The 12,329-nt window shown below is 59.7% G+C and carries 13 protein-coding genes and 1 pseudogene; 9 read left to right on the forward strand and 5 right to left on the reverse strand.

The window, feature by feature from the left end; translation table 11 throughout:
- Positions 1 to 18 precede the first annotated feature (18 nt).
- Positions 19 to 717: a GNAT family N-acetyltransferase gene (locus INF73_RS13610; protein WP_193542174.1), complete on the reverse strand. Its 699-nt coding sequence runs from the start codon at positions 715 to 717 to the stop codon at positions 19 to 21.
- 200 nt (positions 718 to 917) lie between these two features.
- Between INF73_RS13610 and INF73_RS13615 the strand changes: the two genes are divergently transcribed.
- From INF73_RS13615 to INF73_RS13635, 5 genes are all read left to right on the forward strand, one after another.
- Positions 918 to 2,486, forward strand: coding sequence for an ABC transporter substrate-binding protein (locus tag INF73_RS13615; protein ID WP_193542176.1), 1,569 nt, complete (start codon positions 918 to 920; stop codon positions 2,484 to 2,486).
- Positions 2,487 to 2,583: 97 nt separating this feature from the next.
- Positions 2,584 to 3,597: an ABC transporter permease gene (locus INF73_RS13620; protein WP_193542178.1), complete on the forward strand. Its 1,014-nt coding sequence runs from the start codon at positions 2,584 to 2,586 to the stop codon at positions 3,595 to 3,597.
- Positions 3,597 to 4,430, forward strand: a complete 834-nt coding sequence (locus INF73_RS13625) for an ABC transporter permease (protein ID WP_193542180.1) — start codon at positions 3,597 to 3,599, stop codon at positions 4,428 to 4,430. Before INF73_RS13620 ends, INF73_RS13625 begins: the two co-directional genes overlap by 1 nt.
- Positions 4,423 to 5,259: an ABC transporter ATP-binding protein gene (locus INF73_RS13630; RefSeq protein ID WP_136486433.1), complete on the forward strand. Its 837-nt coding sequence runs from the start codon at positions 4,423 to 4,425 to the stop codon at positions 5,257 to 5,259. The genes INF73_RS13625 and INF73_RS13630 overlap by 8 nt, the downstream gene beginning before the upstream one ends.
- The gene (locus tag INF73_RS13635; protein ID WP_047367678.1) at positions 5,246 to 5,950 is read left to right on the forward strand and encodes an ABC transporter ATP-binding protein; all 705 of its coding nucleotides are present in this window, start codon (positions 5,246 to 5,248) and stop codon (positions 5,948 to 5,950) included. Before INF73_RS13630 ends, INF73_RS13635 begins: the two co-directional genes overlap by 14 nt.
- A 43-nt stretch (positions 5,951 to 5,993) precedes the next feature.
- Here the strand turns inward: INF73_RS13635 and INF73_RS13640 are convergent, their stop codons facing one another.
- From INF73_RS13640 to budA, 4 genes are all read right to left on the reverse strand, one after another.
- On the reverse strand, positions 5,994 to 6,467 hold the full coding sequence (locus tag INF73_RS13640) for a cold-shock protein (RefSeq protein ID WP_119915160.1): 474 nt from the start codon (positions 6,465 to 6,467) through the stop codon (positions 5,994 to 5,996).
- Between the two features lie 131 nt (positions 6,468 to 6,598).
- Positions 6,599 to 7,369 (reverse strand): (S)-acetoin forming diacetyl reductase, encoded by a 771-nt coding sequence (locus INF73_RS13645; protein WP_041910982.1) that lies wholly within the window; start codon positions 7,367 to 7,369, stop codon positions 6,599 to 6,601.
- Positions 7,370 to 7,389: 20 nt separating this feature from the next.
- Positions 7,390 to 9,069 carry an acetolactate synthase AlsS gene (alsS, locus tag INF73_RS13650; RefSeq protein ID WP_048956937.1) on the reverse strand — a complete coding sequence of 560 codons (1,680 nt, stop codon included), beginning with the start codon at positions 9,067 to 9,069 and terminating at the stop codon, positions 7,390 to 7,392.
- Positions 9,070 to 9,082: 13 nt separating this feature from the next.
- Positions 9,083 to 9,862 (reverse strand): acetolactate decarboxylase, encoded by a 780-nt coding sequence (budA, locus tag INF73_RS13655; protein ID WP_028012263.1) that lies wholly within the window; start codon positions 9,860 to 9,862, stop codon positions 9,083 to 9,085.
- 105 nt (positions 9,863 to 9,967) lie between these two features.
- Between budA and INF73_RS13660 the strand changes: the two genes are divergently transcribed.
- The 4 genes and pseudogenes from INF73_RS13660 to INF73_RS22075 form a co-directional block, all read left to right on the forward strand.
- Positions 9,968 to 10,849 carry a LysR family transcriptional regulator gene (locus INF73_RS13660; RefSeq protein ID WP_193542182.1) on the forward strand — a complete coding sequence of 294 codons (882 nt, stop codon included), beginning with the start codon at positions 9,968 to 9,970 and terminating at the stop codon, positions 10,847 to 10,849.
- Between the two features lie 295 nt (positions 10,850 to 11,144).
- Positions 11,145 to 11,252 carry an ash family protein gene (locus INF73_RS22285; RefSeq protein WP_223603752.1) on the forward strand — a complete coding sequence of 36 codons (108 nt, stop codon included), beginning with the start codon at positions 11,145 to 11,147 and terminating at the stop codon, positions 11,250 to 11,252.
- Between the two features lie 26 nt (positions 11,253 to 11,278).
- The gene (locus tag INF73_RS13670) at positions 11,279 to 11,734 is read left to right on the forward strand and encodes a hypothetical protein (RefSeq protein WP_193542184.1); all 456 of its coding nucleotides are present in this window, start codon (positions 11,279 to 11,281) and stop codon (positions 11,732 to 11,734) included.
- 138 nt (positions 11,735 to 11,872) lie between these two features.
- Positions 11,873 to 12,017: pseudogene (locus INF73_RS22075) on the forward strand (integrase); the annotation flags it as partial.
- Between the last annotated feature and the right edge of the window lie 312 nt (positions 12,018 to 12,329).

Consider the following 12,329-nt stretch of genomic DNA (forward strand, 5'->3'; position numbering starts at 1 on the left):
TGTACCCTACATAAAAACTTATAACCGAAACGCCTCAAGCCGCTTTATCTGCCGTCCTTCCTCGTCAAAATTCGCCGCCGCCAGCCAGGCGCGCAGCTCCGCGTCTCTTTGCGGCCATTCGCCATCAATAATAGAAAGCATATCGCTGTCGCGGTTGCGGCCTTTCCGCACCAGCCGCTGGCGTAAGCGCCCTTCCCATACGAATCCAAGCCGCTCCGCGGCGCTGCGCGATGCGGTATTCATCGAGTCGCACTTCCACTCCAGCCGTCGGTATTTGTGGTCAAAGGCGTTTTTCAGCAGCAGCCACACCGCCTCGGTGCCGATGCGGGTGCCTTTCATCCTGCGCGACCAGGTGACGTGGCCGATCTCCACCGAGCCCTGAAAGCGCTCTATCGCCATATAGCTCACCAGCCCGACCGCCTTTTCAGTGCGTAAATCCATCACGGCGAAGGGCACCAGATCATCATCCATCACCTTTCCGGACACCCAGTGCGCGGTGGCTTCCACGCTTTCAGGCCGGGTGCTGGCGAGCCACGTCCAGTCGCTGTTGTCGCCCAGCGCGTAGGCCTCAAAGAGATCCGCCGCGTGACGCCCGGCGTCCAGCGGCTCAAGACGGCAATACTGCCCGGTCAGCGCCGTGCGGGTTAATACCTGCGCGCACTTCCAGTCCGGGACGAGATCGTTAACGGTTTGACCATATTGATTGATTTCGGGCACGGGGGTGACTCCCTGAAAGGTAAGGATTTTGTTATAGCAGGTTAAAAGGGCGGCGAAAAGAGAGGCGTTTAATAACCAGGCCGCATGCGATATATCCGCATGGCATAAGCAAAGCAGAATTTCGACTTTGAAGAAATGTGGAGTCGACCTAACGTAGCGGAGCATAAAACAATCACAATATATTCTTCTCAGGGATCGCTATGACAAAAAAACTGTTGCCGTTACTGATGCTGGCTGCGCTCTCAGGCGCTACCCACGCCACTACGCCGCCGACGACGCTGGTGGTTGCTCAGGGTCTTGATGACATCGTGAGCCTCGACCCGGCCGAAGCCAACGAGCTCTCCAGCATCCAGACCGTGCCGAGCCTGTACCAGCGTCTGGTGCAGCCGGACCGCGATAATCCGGAAAAAATCACGCCGGTTCTGGCAGAAAGCTGGGACGCGGATGCAGCAGCAAAAACCCTGACCATCAAGCTTAAACCCGATGCAAAATTCGCCTCCGGCAACCCGCTGCGTCCGGAAGACGTGATTTTCTCTTATACCCGCGCCGTGACGCTGAACAAATCCCCGGCCTTTATCCTCAACGTGCTGGGCTGGGACGCGAGCAACATCGCCAGCCAGCTGAAAAAGGTGGACGATCATACTCTCCAGCTTCACTGGACGGCGGACGTTAGCCCCTCGGTGGCGCTGAATATCCTCTCCACGCCGATAGCCTCCATCGTCGATGAAAAGCAGGTCGCGGCAAACGTCAAGGATAACGATTTCGGCAACGCCTGGCTGAAAATGCACTCTGCGGGCAGCGGCGCGTTCAAAATGCGCGTCTATCAGCCGCATCAGGCCATCGTGCTGGAAGCCAACGATTCCGCCCCCGGCGGCGCGCCGAAGCTGAAAAGCATCATCATTAAGAACGTTCCCGATCCGGCTTCACGCCGCCTGCTGATCCAGCAGGGGGATGCGGACGTGGCGCGCGATCTGGGTGCAGACCAGATTAGCGCCCTGAACGGCAAGCCGGGCGTGAAGGTGCTGAGCATTCCGTCCGCCGAGCAGAATTACCTGGTGTTTAACACCGGCAACAGCGCCAATCCGCTGCTGAACAACCCGGCGTTCTGGGAAGCGTCGCGCTGGCTGGTCGACTATGACGGCATCACTAAAAACCTGCTGAAAGGCCAGTATTTTGTTCACCAGAGCTTCCTGCCGGTCGGCCTGCCGGGCGCGCTGGAAGACAATCCGTTTAAATTTGATCCGGCAAAAGCGAAGGCAATCCTCGCCAAAGCGGGCATTAAGGACGCGCACTTCACGCTGGACGTGGAGAACAAGCCGCCGTTTATCACTATTGCCCAGTCGATGCAGGCGAGCTTTGCTCAGGGTGGCGTGAAGGTGGATCTGCTGCCTGCCGCCGGGAGCCAGGTCTATGCCCGCGTGCGCGCTAAGCAGCATCAGGCGGCGATTCGTCTGTGGATCCCGGACTACTTCGATGCGCACTCAAACGCCAGCGCCTTCGCGTGGAACGACGGGAAGTCCAGCACCGTGGCCGGTCTGAACGGCTGGAAAATCCCGGAGCTGAACAAGGCCACGCTGGCGGCGGTTGCCGAACCGGATCCGGCGAAGCGTCTGGATCTGTACAAGAAGATGCAGGAACAGCTGCAGCAGAGCTCGCCGTACGTGTTCGTCGATCAGGGCAAAACCCAGATCGCGGTGCGCGATAACGTGAAGGGGTATCAGCAGGGGCTGAACGCGGATATGGTCTGGTACGATCGCGTCACGAAGTAGCCCTTGTTGCCGGGTGGCGCTGCGCTTACCCGGCCTGTGTTCTCGGTTTTTGTAGGCCGGGTAAGGCGAAGCCGCACCCGGCATGAAGAGATTTCCCATGCCACATCTTTCCACCCGCGTGCTTCAGGGTCTGCTGACCCTGCTGCTGACGCTCTTCGGGCTGCTGCTCGTCACGTTTGCGCTTTCGGCGTTTTCCCCGGTCGATCGCGTGCTGCAGATCGTCGGGGATCACGCCAGCCAGTCAACGTACGATCAGGTTCGCCACCAGCTCGGGCTGGATCGTCCCCTACCCGTGCAGTTCTGGCACTATCTGCAAAATCTCGTCCACGGTGATTTAGGCACCGCCAGCGCCACCGGGCAGCCGGTGCTGCAGGATCTGCTGCACGCCTTTCCCGCGACGCTGGAGCTGGCGACGTTGGCGTTAATCATTGGGTCCGTGCTCGGCGTGACGGCGGGAGTGCTGTGCGCCCGCTACGCCGGTTCGCCGCTCGATGTCGCGATCAGAACGCTTACCCTTCTCGGCAACTCGGTGCCGATTTTCTGGCTTGGCCTGCTGATGCTGGCCCTGTTCTACGCGAAGCTGCAGTGGAGCGTAGGCCCCGGCAGGCTGGACGATATCTGGCAGTTCACCGTCGAGCCGCGCACCGGCTTTGCGCTGATAGACACCTGGCTTTCCGGCGATCGCGAGGCATTCCGCAACGCCATCAGCCACCTGGTGCTGCCGGTGCTGCTGCTGGCCTATTACTCGCTGGCAAGCATTACCCGCCTGACCCGCTCCGCCTGCCTCAGCGAAATGAACAAGGAGTACATCCTGCTTGCCCGCGCCAAGGGTGCCGGGGAGATGGCCATTCTGCTGCGCCACGTGCTGCCGAACATTCGCAGCACCCTGCTGACGGTGATCGCCCTGGCCTATACCAGCATGCTGGAAGGGGCGGTATTAACCGAAACCGTATTCTCGTGGCCGGGCATTGGACGCTATCTCACCACCGCCCTGTTCGCCGGAGACACGACCGCGGTTATGGGCGGTACGCTGCTGATTGGCGTCTGCTTTGTGCTGATCAATAACCTTACTGACCTGCTTGTGCGGGCGACCGATCCCAGGGTGCGCTGATGCCGTTTTATCTCTTCTTACGCCGCCTGCGCCGCTCCCCTGCCGCCGTTTGCGGACTGACTGGCCTCGCGCTGCTGGTGTTTATTGCCCTGTTCGCGCCCTGGCTGGCGCCGGTCGATCCGAACTGGCAGGACGCTGCCGCGCGCCTGGAGGCACCTGGCACCCGGCACTGGCTGGGCACCGACAGCTACGGGCGCGATCTGCTCTCGCGCCTGATTTACGGCACCCGTCCGGCGCTCGGGCTGGTGGCTCTGGTGACGGTCATTACCCTGCCCACCGGGCTGCTGGTGGGCATTTTGTCCGGCTACTACGGCGGCTGGGTGGAGCGTATCCTGATGCGCTTTACCGACGTGGTGATGTCGATGCCGCGCCTGATCCTCGCCTTCGCGTTTGTGGCGATGCTTGGCCCGGGGCTGGTCAACGGCGCGCTGGCGCTGGCCTTAACGACCTGGCCCGCCTACGCCCGTCAGGCGCGAAGCGAGATTCAGCGTCTACGCCACAGCGATTATCTGGCCGCCGCGGAGATGATGGGGATCCGCGGCCTGCGCCTGCTGGTCGGCCATATTCTGCCCCTGTGCCTGCCGTCCGCGATTGTGCGGCTGGCGCTGGATCTGGCGGGGATTATTCTGGCTGCCGCCGGTCTCGGCTTCCTCGGCCTCGGCGCGCGTCCGCCCATGGCCGAATGGGGGGCGATGATCGCCGACGGCATGCAGGTGATTTTCGACCAGTGGTGGATTGCCGCCATTCCTGGCGGCGCCATCCTGTTTGCCAGCCTGGCGTTTAACCTGCTGGGCGATGGCCTGCGCGACGTACTGGAGCCACAGCATGACTGAACACCGCGTCATCGTCGATGCGCTGAATATCGACTACCCCGCCGCGCGCGTGGTCAACAACCTGAGCTTTCGGCTTGGCAACGAACGGCTGGCGCTGGTGGGGGAATCCGGCTCCGGTAAGTCGATGTCCGCCCGCGCCCTGATGGGTCTGGTGCGTAAACCCGGTATCGTGAGCGCGAACCGGCTCAACGTGCTTGGCAACGATCTGCTGACCCTGAACGCCCGCCGCTGGCAGGCGCTGCGCGGCAACGGGATTGCGATGGTCCTGCAGGACCCGCGCTACGCCCTAAACCCCGTGAAAAGCGTCGCCGCCCAGCTTGATGAGGCGCTCACGCTGCATCAGCGCCTGACGCGCCCGGAGCGTGCGGCGCGCATTCACGACATCATCCGCGCCGTCGGGCTGAACGAGAACGTGCTGTCACGCTATCCCGGCGAGCTTTCCGGGGGCATGGGCCAGCGGGTGATGATTGCGATTGCGCTGATCAACAACCCGCAGGTGCTGATTGCCGACGAACCGACCTCCGCGCTGGACGCCCGCCTGCGCAATCAGATCCTCGAGCTGCTGGTGCAGCAGTGCGAAGAACGCCAGATGGCGATGCTGTTAATCAGCCACGATCTGCCGCTGGTGGCGGAGCACTGCGACCGCGTGCTGGTGATGTATCAGGGTGAAAAGGTCGATGAGATGGCGGCAAGCCGGCTTCCGCAGGCGACGCATCCGTACACGCGCACCCTGTGGACCTGTCGTCCAGACGCCCATACTTATGGACAGATGCTGCCGACGCTCGATCGTTCGCAGCCGTGGAAGGAGGCCAGCGATGGCGCTCGTTGAGGTTAACCAGGTGCAGGTCACCTTCGGGGAAAAAACGGCGGTCTCTGCCGCCAGCTTTAGCATAGAGAGAGGCGAGACGTTCAGCCTGATTGGCGAATCCGGCTGCGGCAAATCAACCCTTCTGCGCGTGCTGGCAGGGCTACAGCGCGAGTGGCGCGGCAGTATTGCCCTGCTGGGGGAAACGTTAACGCCAGGGCGCCGCTTTGAAGGCAAGCTTCGCCGCAACGTGCAGATGGTGTTTCAGGATCCGTGGGCCTCGCTGCATCCAAACCACACCATTGCGCGCACCCTGTCGGAGCCGTTAAGCCTACACGGCGAAACGCAGGTTGCGGAAAAGGTGGCGGATGCGCTGCAGCAGGTGGGACTTTCCGCCGACGCGGGCAGGCGCTACCCGCACCAGCTTTCCGGCGGCCAGCGCCAGCGCGTTGCCATTGCCCGGGCGCTGCTGCTGCGCCCGCAGCTTCTGCTGCTGGATGAACCGACCTCGGCGCTGGATATGTCGGTGCAGGCGGAAATCCTGAACCTGCTTAACCGCCTGAAGGCCGAGCATGAGATGACCTATCTGCTGGTGAGCCACGACGCGGACGTGATTGCCCATATGTCCGACCGGGCAGCGTTTATGGCGCACGGGGCGATCCAGAAGGTGTTTGACCGTGAGGCGATGTTACGGGGCGAGCACAGAATGGGTTAAGTTTTGCAGGCCGGGCAAGGCATCGCCGCCACCCGGCATAAAATTACTTCAGCAGCTTAACCGTCGCGTCGATGTCGATTTCATCTTCGGTAAAGATCATCGTCGTGTTCTGGAAGGTGGTGATCGCCAGCTTCTTCACCGTACGCATTTCGCCCGGCTTCTTGTCGGATTTTGGTTTGATGCTGTTCATCAGCAGACCCACCGACAGCACCGCGTTCTCTTTGTCGATTTTGGTATCAACGGGCTCTTCTTCGCTGAATACCACGAAGGATTTGATCGAGGTGAGCTTCACGCGCTCGCCTGCAATATAGAGGTGCTTACTTTCGGGGATCACCTTCACCGCATACGCGGAAAGGCCTTTGGTGTTGGTGGTTGGCTCGAAGGTCACCGCAGCGTCTTTTTTAATCAGATCGGGGTTCGCGACCTTAATCACATGAAAATAGCGGTTGTCGCCGTTTTCATCTTTGATAAATCCAAAGCCTTTATCTTTAAACCACGTTGTGATTGTACCGTTCATCGCTGTTACCGCCTGTCAGATCGTAATGACTAAAGTTTTGCAGCGCGCAGTGTAATGCACAATGGCGGAGGAGACAAAAAAAAGCCCCTGCACGGGGGCAGGGGAAAACTCATGTCAGAGCTTATTAGAATTTAGTTGAACACCATCCCACCATCGATGAGCAGAGACTGGCCGGTCATATAGTCAGAGTCTGGCCCGGCAAGATATGAAACGCAGGCGGCAACATCTTCCGGTTCGGACAGGCGGCCAAGCGTAATGCGTTTGGCAAAGGTCTCGGTCCCGTAGCCGAGCGGTTTACCCGCTGCCTCGGAGACCTGACGGTCGATCTCCGCCCACATCGGCGTTTTAACGATGCCCGGGCAGTAGGCGTTAACGGTGATCCCCAGCGGAGCAAGATCCCGTGCGGCGGTCTGGGTTAAGCCGCGCACCGCAAATTTACTGGAACTGTAGACGGCCAGCTCCGGGTTGCCAGTATGCCCCGCCTGGGAGCAGGCGTTGATGATTTTGCCGCCGTGTCCCTCTTTGCGGAACGCGTCAATCGCGGCCTGAATGCCCCAGATCACCCCTTTCACGTTGATGTTGTAGACCTTGTCGACAATCTCCGGCGTGATGGATTCGATCGGCGTGGACGGCGCCACCCCGGCGTTATTGACGATAACGTTGAAGCCGCCCAGTTCGGTGCGGGCTTTCTCCACGGCCGCAAACACCTGCTCGCGGTCAGAGACGTCCACCTTCACGGCGACGGCCTTCCCGCCGCTGCGGATGATTTCATCGGCGACCGCTTTCGCCGTCTCCTCGTTATAGTCGGCGATGGCGACGGCAAACCCATCCTTCACCAGGCGAAGCGCAATCGCTTTACCAATCCCCTGGCCTGAGCCGGTTACGAGAGCAACTTTTTGCATTTCTCTGTCCTTATGTTGAGTCACAAAATCTGGCTGAGATGGAGCTGGCCCATCAGCAGCGGGTTATCGCTGTAGTCGACGGGAATGGCCACCACGGCCGGGCCATCCACATCCATTGCCGCGCGCAGCGTGGGTTCGAGCGCGTCGGCGCTCTCCACGGCAAAGCCTTTCGCGCCAAAGGCGTCGGCATAGGCTTTGAAGTCGACCGGGCCGAACTCGACGCCGGAAAGACGCTGGTATTTTTTCTCTTCCTGAATGGCAACCATGTTGTAGCCGTTATCCACCCAGATGATGTGCAGCACGTTAGCGTTGAGGCGTACGGCGGTTTCCAGCTCCATGCTCGACTGCAAAAAGCCGCCGTCGCCGGAGACCGACACCACTTTGCGCCCCGGGTTGACCAGCCACGCGCCAATCGCCCACGGGAGCGCCACGCCCATAGTCTGCTGACCGTTGGAGATCATCACCTGACGCGCGCGGAAGCTGTAGAGGTAGCGGGCGATCCAGATGTGGAAGCTACCCATATCGACGGTAAGCGTCACGTCGTTGTTCACGATGTCCTGCATGGCGCGCACGATGCGCAGCGGATGCAGGGCAAACTGGTTAAGCGATGCGCCGCGGCGGTCGAGGAGGTCCCGCTGATGCTGGCGATCCACCAGAATTTCCGAGGCGCGCTGGCTCAGTTCAAGCTTGTGCTCAATGCGGCTGGCGAGCAGGTTCAGCGTGGCGGCGATATCCCCCACCAGCTCCAGATCGGGAACATACTTGCGCTCCTCATAGGCGGGCAGCACGTCAATGTGCACCAGCGTGGCGTCGCCGCTGTTCCACATGGACGGCTCGTATTCCACCGGGCTGTAGCCGATGCAGATAATCAGATCCGCCAGATGCAGCAGCCGGTCGCCCGCCTGATTGTTAAACAGGCCGACGCGTCCGGCAAAGCGGGTGAAGTGCTCCTGATTCACCGCCCCGGCGGCCTGGTAGGTGCTGGTGACCGGTATACGGCTTTTCTCCAGCAGCTTGCGCAGCGCGGCGCTGTTGGCGGGCTGGCTGGCCATCAGGCCGAGTAAGATGACCGGGTTTTTGGCCTTTTCAATAAGCTTCGCCACGTCGTTAATGGCGGATTCCGGTGCAGGCCCCATCAGCGCGGGACCGCTGGCGGGCAAAATCGCCCCCGTGGTGGGCTGGTCGACAATATCCTGCGGCAGGCTGACAAACGCCCCGCCCGGCCTGCCGTGCTCGGCGGCGCGAAACGCGTTGGACACCACCTCGGCAATCGCGTCCGGGGAGTTCACTTCTACGGCGTATTTTGTCACCGGGCTGAACATCGCGACGGTGTCCATGCTCTGATGCACCAGCTTCGCTTTATCCGCCCGCTTCACCGCCCCACCCAGCGCTACCACCGGGTCGCCTTCGCTGTTAGCGGTGGCAATACCGGTGATCAGGTTCGAACAGCCTGGTCCGGAGGTGACCAGCGCCACCCCGGCTTTGCCGGTCAGACGCCCCACTGCCGCCGCCATAAACGCCGCGTTGGCCTCGTGGCGTACGGGAATGATCTCAATGGAGGAGTCCAGCAGGGAATCAAAGACCTTGTCGATTTTTGCGCCCGGGATCCCGAACACCTGCTTCACGCCCTGCGCTTCCAGCTGACCGACAACCATATCGGCGCCGTGCGCCCACTGACGTGACTGTTTCTCACTGTTCACGGTAGTACTCCTGTTAGTTTTCGACGGCGCGGATAGCCGCATCAAGGTTGCTGGGGTGCAGGTTGGCCTGTAAAAACGCGCTGTCGGCGGGCAGGTCAATCATCAGCTTGTGAATTTCACCGAAGGTGAGTACGCCGCTCTCCAGCTGGTAATCGAGCAGATGGCCGCCGCCCTGTCGGTCGTCGGTGATGAAGTGTTCGTGATAGCCCGCCACGTTGATGCCCTGCATATGCTGCGGCGTGCGGAACCCCACCAGCACGCCCTCGCGCTGGTTAAAGCGGAACACCGGCTGGTCGTCCAGCACGTCGGTCATCGCCCGGTACGGTGGCGTCTGGCGCGGTACGGTGCGGGTGTGCGCGTGACGGAAATTGCCGTCGATGCGCAGCGCGCAGAACAGGTTGTCGGAGGGGATCTGCTGGTCGATCACGTCGTGGATCTGCTGACGGCTGACCGGCCCGTCGAAGGTTTTGCGGTACTGCGGCTGGAACCAGGTCATCACCGCGAACGGCGTTTTTTGCTCCGGCTTCGCGGCGCGGGCGCTGCCGTCGGCGCGCAGCTGGTACACCTGGCTGCTGAAGGCAATCATTTCGCCGTCCAGCTCGTTAAAGGTGCCGAGGCCAAAATCGCCGTGTGCCAGCAGGTCGGCGATGGTGGTCTCCCCTTCGTAGACGCCGCTTAGCAGGGCGCTCATTAGCGATGTCTGATAGATCACGCTGTCAGGATGTTGAGCCGAGAACCCGCGCAGGGTCTCGCATAAACTCGCCTCACAGTCGCATGCAGATGAATGCATCATCATGCTCGTCCTCTTCAACTTTATTTATAAAGGTTAAATAAATGTTGACCCGATTCAGCAGAGAGTTCCAATATAGAATCCATGCTGGTTTGAGACGTTTTTGATATGGAACTTCGTTATCTGCGCTATTTTGTCGCGGTAGCACGCGAGCGACACTTCACCAGGGCGGCCAACGCGCTGGGTATTTCACAGCCTCCTCTGAGCCAGCAGATCAAACGGCTTGAAGAGGAAGTGGGCACGCCGCTGTTCAGGCGCCTGACGCGGGGCGTGGAGCTGACCGAAGCGGGAGAAGCCTTCTATGAGGACGCCTGTAAGATCCTGGCGCTGAGCGACGCCGCGCTGGAGAAAGCCCGGGGCATTGCGCGCGGGCTGAACGGCAGCCTGTCGATTGGCATTACCAGTTCGGATGCTTTTCATCCCAAAATCTTCGCCCTGATCCGCCAGTTTCAGGTGCAGAACATGGCAGTGCAGGTTCACCAGGTGGAAGCCAACATGTCGTCGCTGACCACGATGCTGGCGGAGGGTGAACTGGATATCGCCTTTGTGCGCCTGCCGTGCGAAAGCAGCAAGGTATTCGAATTAAAAATCCTCGACCGGGAGCCAATGGTGGTGGCGCTGCATCGCGATCATCCCCTGGCGACGTGCGGCGATCTGGCGCTGGAGGAACTTCGGGATACGCCGGTGGTGTTGTTCCCACAGGAGGTCGCGCCAGGTCTGTATGACCGGGTTTACGGCTGCTGCGAGCGGGCCGGAATAAACGTGCAGCGCGCGCTGCAGTCGTCGCAGCTTTCCTCTTCCCTGAGCATGGTCTCCGCCGGCGGCGGGTTCGCGCTGGTGCCGAAATCCATGGCGGCCATTTCACCGCCGAATGTGACCTACCATGCGCTGCGCTCGCCGGAGCTTTATACCGATATCGCGCTCTGCTGGCGGCGCTTCGAACGTTCGCGGACGGTGAAGCGGTTTTTGACGATGCTGAGCGAGGGGTGACGGCAGCGCGGCTGTACCCGGCGGTGCTTCGCTTGCGCGGGCCTACGGTTCGTGTCGCTGTTGGGGCTTTGGATTTTGTAAGCCGGGTCAGGCGTAGCCGCCACCCGGCAATGCCGTTCTGGAAGCCGCCTCGCAAACCTGCAAGCAACCTTATGTAATTCAGGGGTATCCCTTTTCATCCTTTCTTCGCGGTTTTAAAGTGCCTGCGTTGCGGCACATCCGCAGCCGGGCGTAGGAACCCGTTAGCATAAAGCGATATTTTTGTCGCGGCAGCGCATATCCCGTTAGAATCACGGTGGCGCTGGCGGAGCAGCCGAAAGGCTGGCCGTTTTTCTTTATGCACGGTATTCCTACCTCCGTCAGCGCTACCCCCTCTGAGCGTAGGAACTCATCGGGCGGTTAATATTTTTTGCATAAAGAGGATGCCTTATGGCTACTATCCCTGGATTTTCTTACGCGCTTACTGAAGAAAGCGCTCTTCATCACCTTCTCCACCTGCAACTGCCTGAGTCTGCGGATCTCTTTGAACTCGCTGATGCCTGCACTGCATATGTGAGCGTGCTGGTTGAAACAGACGACGCGGTGACTTTTGCCACCCTTTGCGAGCAACTGCTGGCTGCGCTGAAACGGCTGCGCAAGAGTTGTGACTCGGAACTTCCGCCGTATCTGGTCGAACGACTCATTGCGGGAGAAAAGATCGCATCCTGCGTGCCGGAATGCTGGCAAGAAACGGTGCTACAGGTGGATTATGCCGTGGCGTTAACGCTGGCAGTGATGGGCGGGACGTTGCCTGCGAGCGTGGCGAAAGAACTCACCGGGCTGCTGCATGATATGGTCTGGCTGCTGGCGGAGTTTGTGAAGGAGCCGTATATCCAGGCGCACTGAGCCGGGTGATGGGAGGCCGGGGTTTTGCTGGGTAAAAAGCAGGACTTTGGCCTTACTAAAAGAATAGCGTTGTTTGTTGAATGTCCGTGAAGAGCGAAGAGCAGACATTCGTGATTCTTTTTACTATCACTTCCGGACAACTTAACGAGCACAGCTCTGATTGAAGCAGGATTTAATACTGATGTGATCGAGGCGGTATATGCAGATAACGTACAATGAGGTTCGTAAAGCATATAATCACTATACGTACTTGGAGCAACGCGTAGGTCTAATGGAATGGTAGGTTTTTGTATCAGAAACACTTATTAATTAGTATGCGTATAATAACATCAGCAAAACTTTGACAGTTATATCAAATGAGTGTATATATAATCCTGCATTAGCGAACCGCTTTTTTGCAACAATCGGCTGAGATTACTTGTCTTTAATTGACTAATGCCGCAAGGCGCTTAGTTTGACTAAGCTATTCGGGAGAGGGCCCCACGCACGCCTCTCTCTCGGCTACGCAGAGTAGAGTTGGACGGTAAGCTCGATCATGGGGATTATGGCAGTTGTCAGTTATAGCCGATAAAAGCAACATAACCCCCAGTCCTCT

It is taken from the genome of Enterobacter cloacae complex sp. P6RS (genome assembly GCF_014982245.1).
GTDB lineage: Bacteria > Pseudomonadota > Gammaproteobacteria > Enterobacterales > Enterobacteriaceae > Enterobacter > Enterobacter bugandensis.

What these genes read in the sequence shown, in the direction of transcription:
- INF73_RS13630 (WP_136486433.1), top strand. Translation starts at nt 4,423, where the DNA reads ATGACTGAACACCGCGTCATCGTCGATGCGCTGAATATCGACTACCCC.
- INF73_RS13660 (WP_193542182.1), top strand. Translation starts at nt 9,968, where the DNA reads ATGGAACTTCGTTATCTGCGCTATTTTGTCGCGGTAGCACGCGAGCGA.
- INF73_RS13640 (WP_119915160.1), bottom strand. Translation starts at nt 6,467, where the DNA reads ATGAACGGTACAATCACAACGTGGTTTAAAGATAAAGGCTTTGGATTT.
- INF73_RS13625 (WP_193542180.1), top strand. Translation starts at nt 3,597, where the DNA reads ATGCCGTTTTATCTCTTCTTACGCCGCCTGCGCCGCTCCCCTGCCGCC.
- budA (WP_028012263.1), bottom strand. Translation starts at nt 9,862, where the DNA reads ATGATGCATTCATCTGCATGCGACTGTGAGGCGAGTTTATGCGAGACC.
- INF73_RS13645 (WP_041910982.1), bottom strand. Translation starts at nt 7,369, where the DNA reads ATGCAAAAAGTTGCTCTCGTAACCGGCTCAGGCCAGGGGATTGGTAAA.
- INF73_RS13670 (WP_193542184.1), top strand. Translation starts at nt 11,279, where the DNA reads ATGGCTACTATCCCTGGATTTTCTTACGCGCTTACTGAAGAAAGCGCT.
- INF73_RS13620 (WP_193542178.1), top strand. Translation starts at nt 2,584, where the DNA reads ATGCCACATCTTTCCACCCGCGTGCTTCAGGGTCTGCTGACCCTGCTG.
- INF73_RS13615 (WP_193542176.1), top strand. Translation starts at nt 918, where the DNA reads ATGACAAAAAAACTGTTGCCGTTACTGATGCTGGCTGCGCTCTCAGGC.
- INF73_RS13635 (WP_047367678.1), top strand. Translation starts at nt 5,246, where the DNA reads ATGGCGCTCGTTGAGGTTAACCAGGTGCAGGTCACCTTCGGGGAAAAA.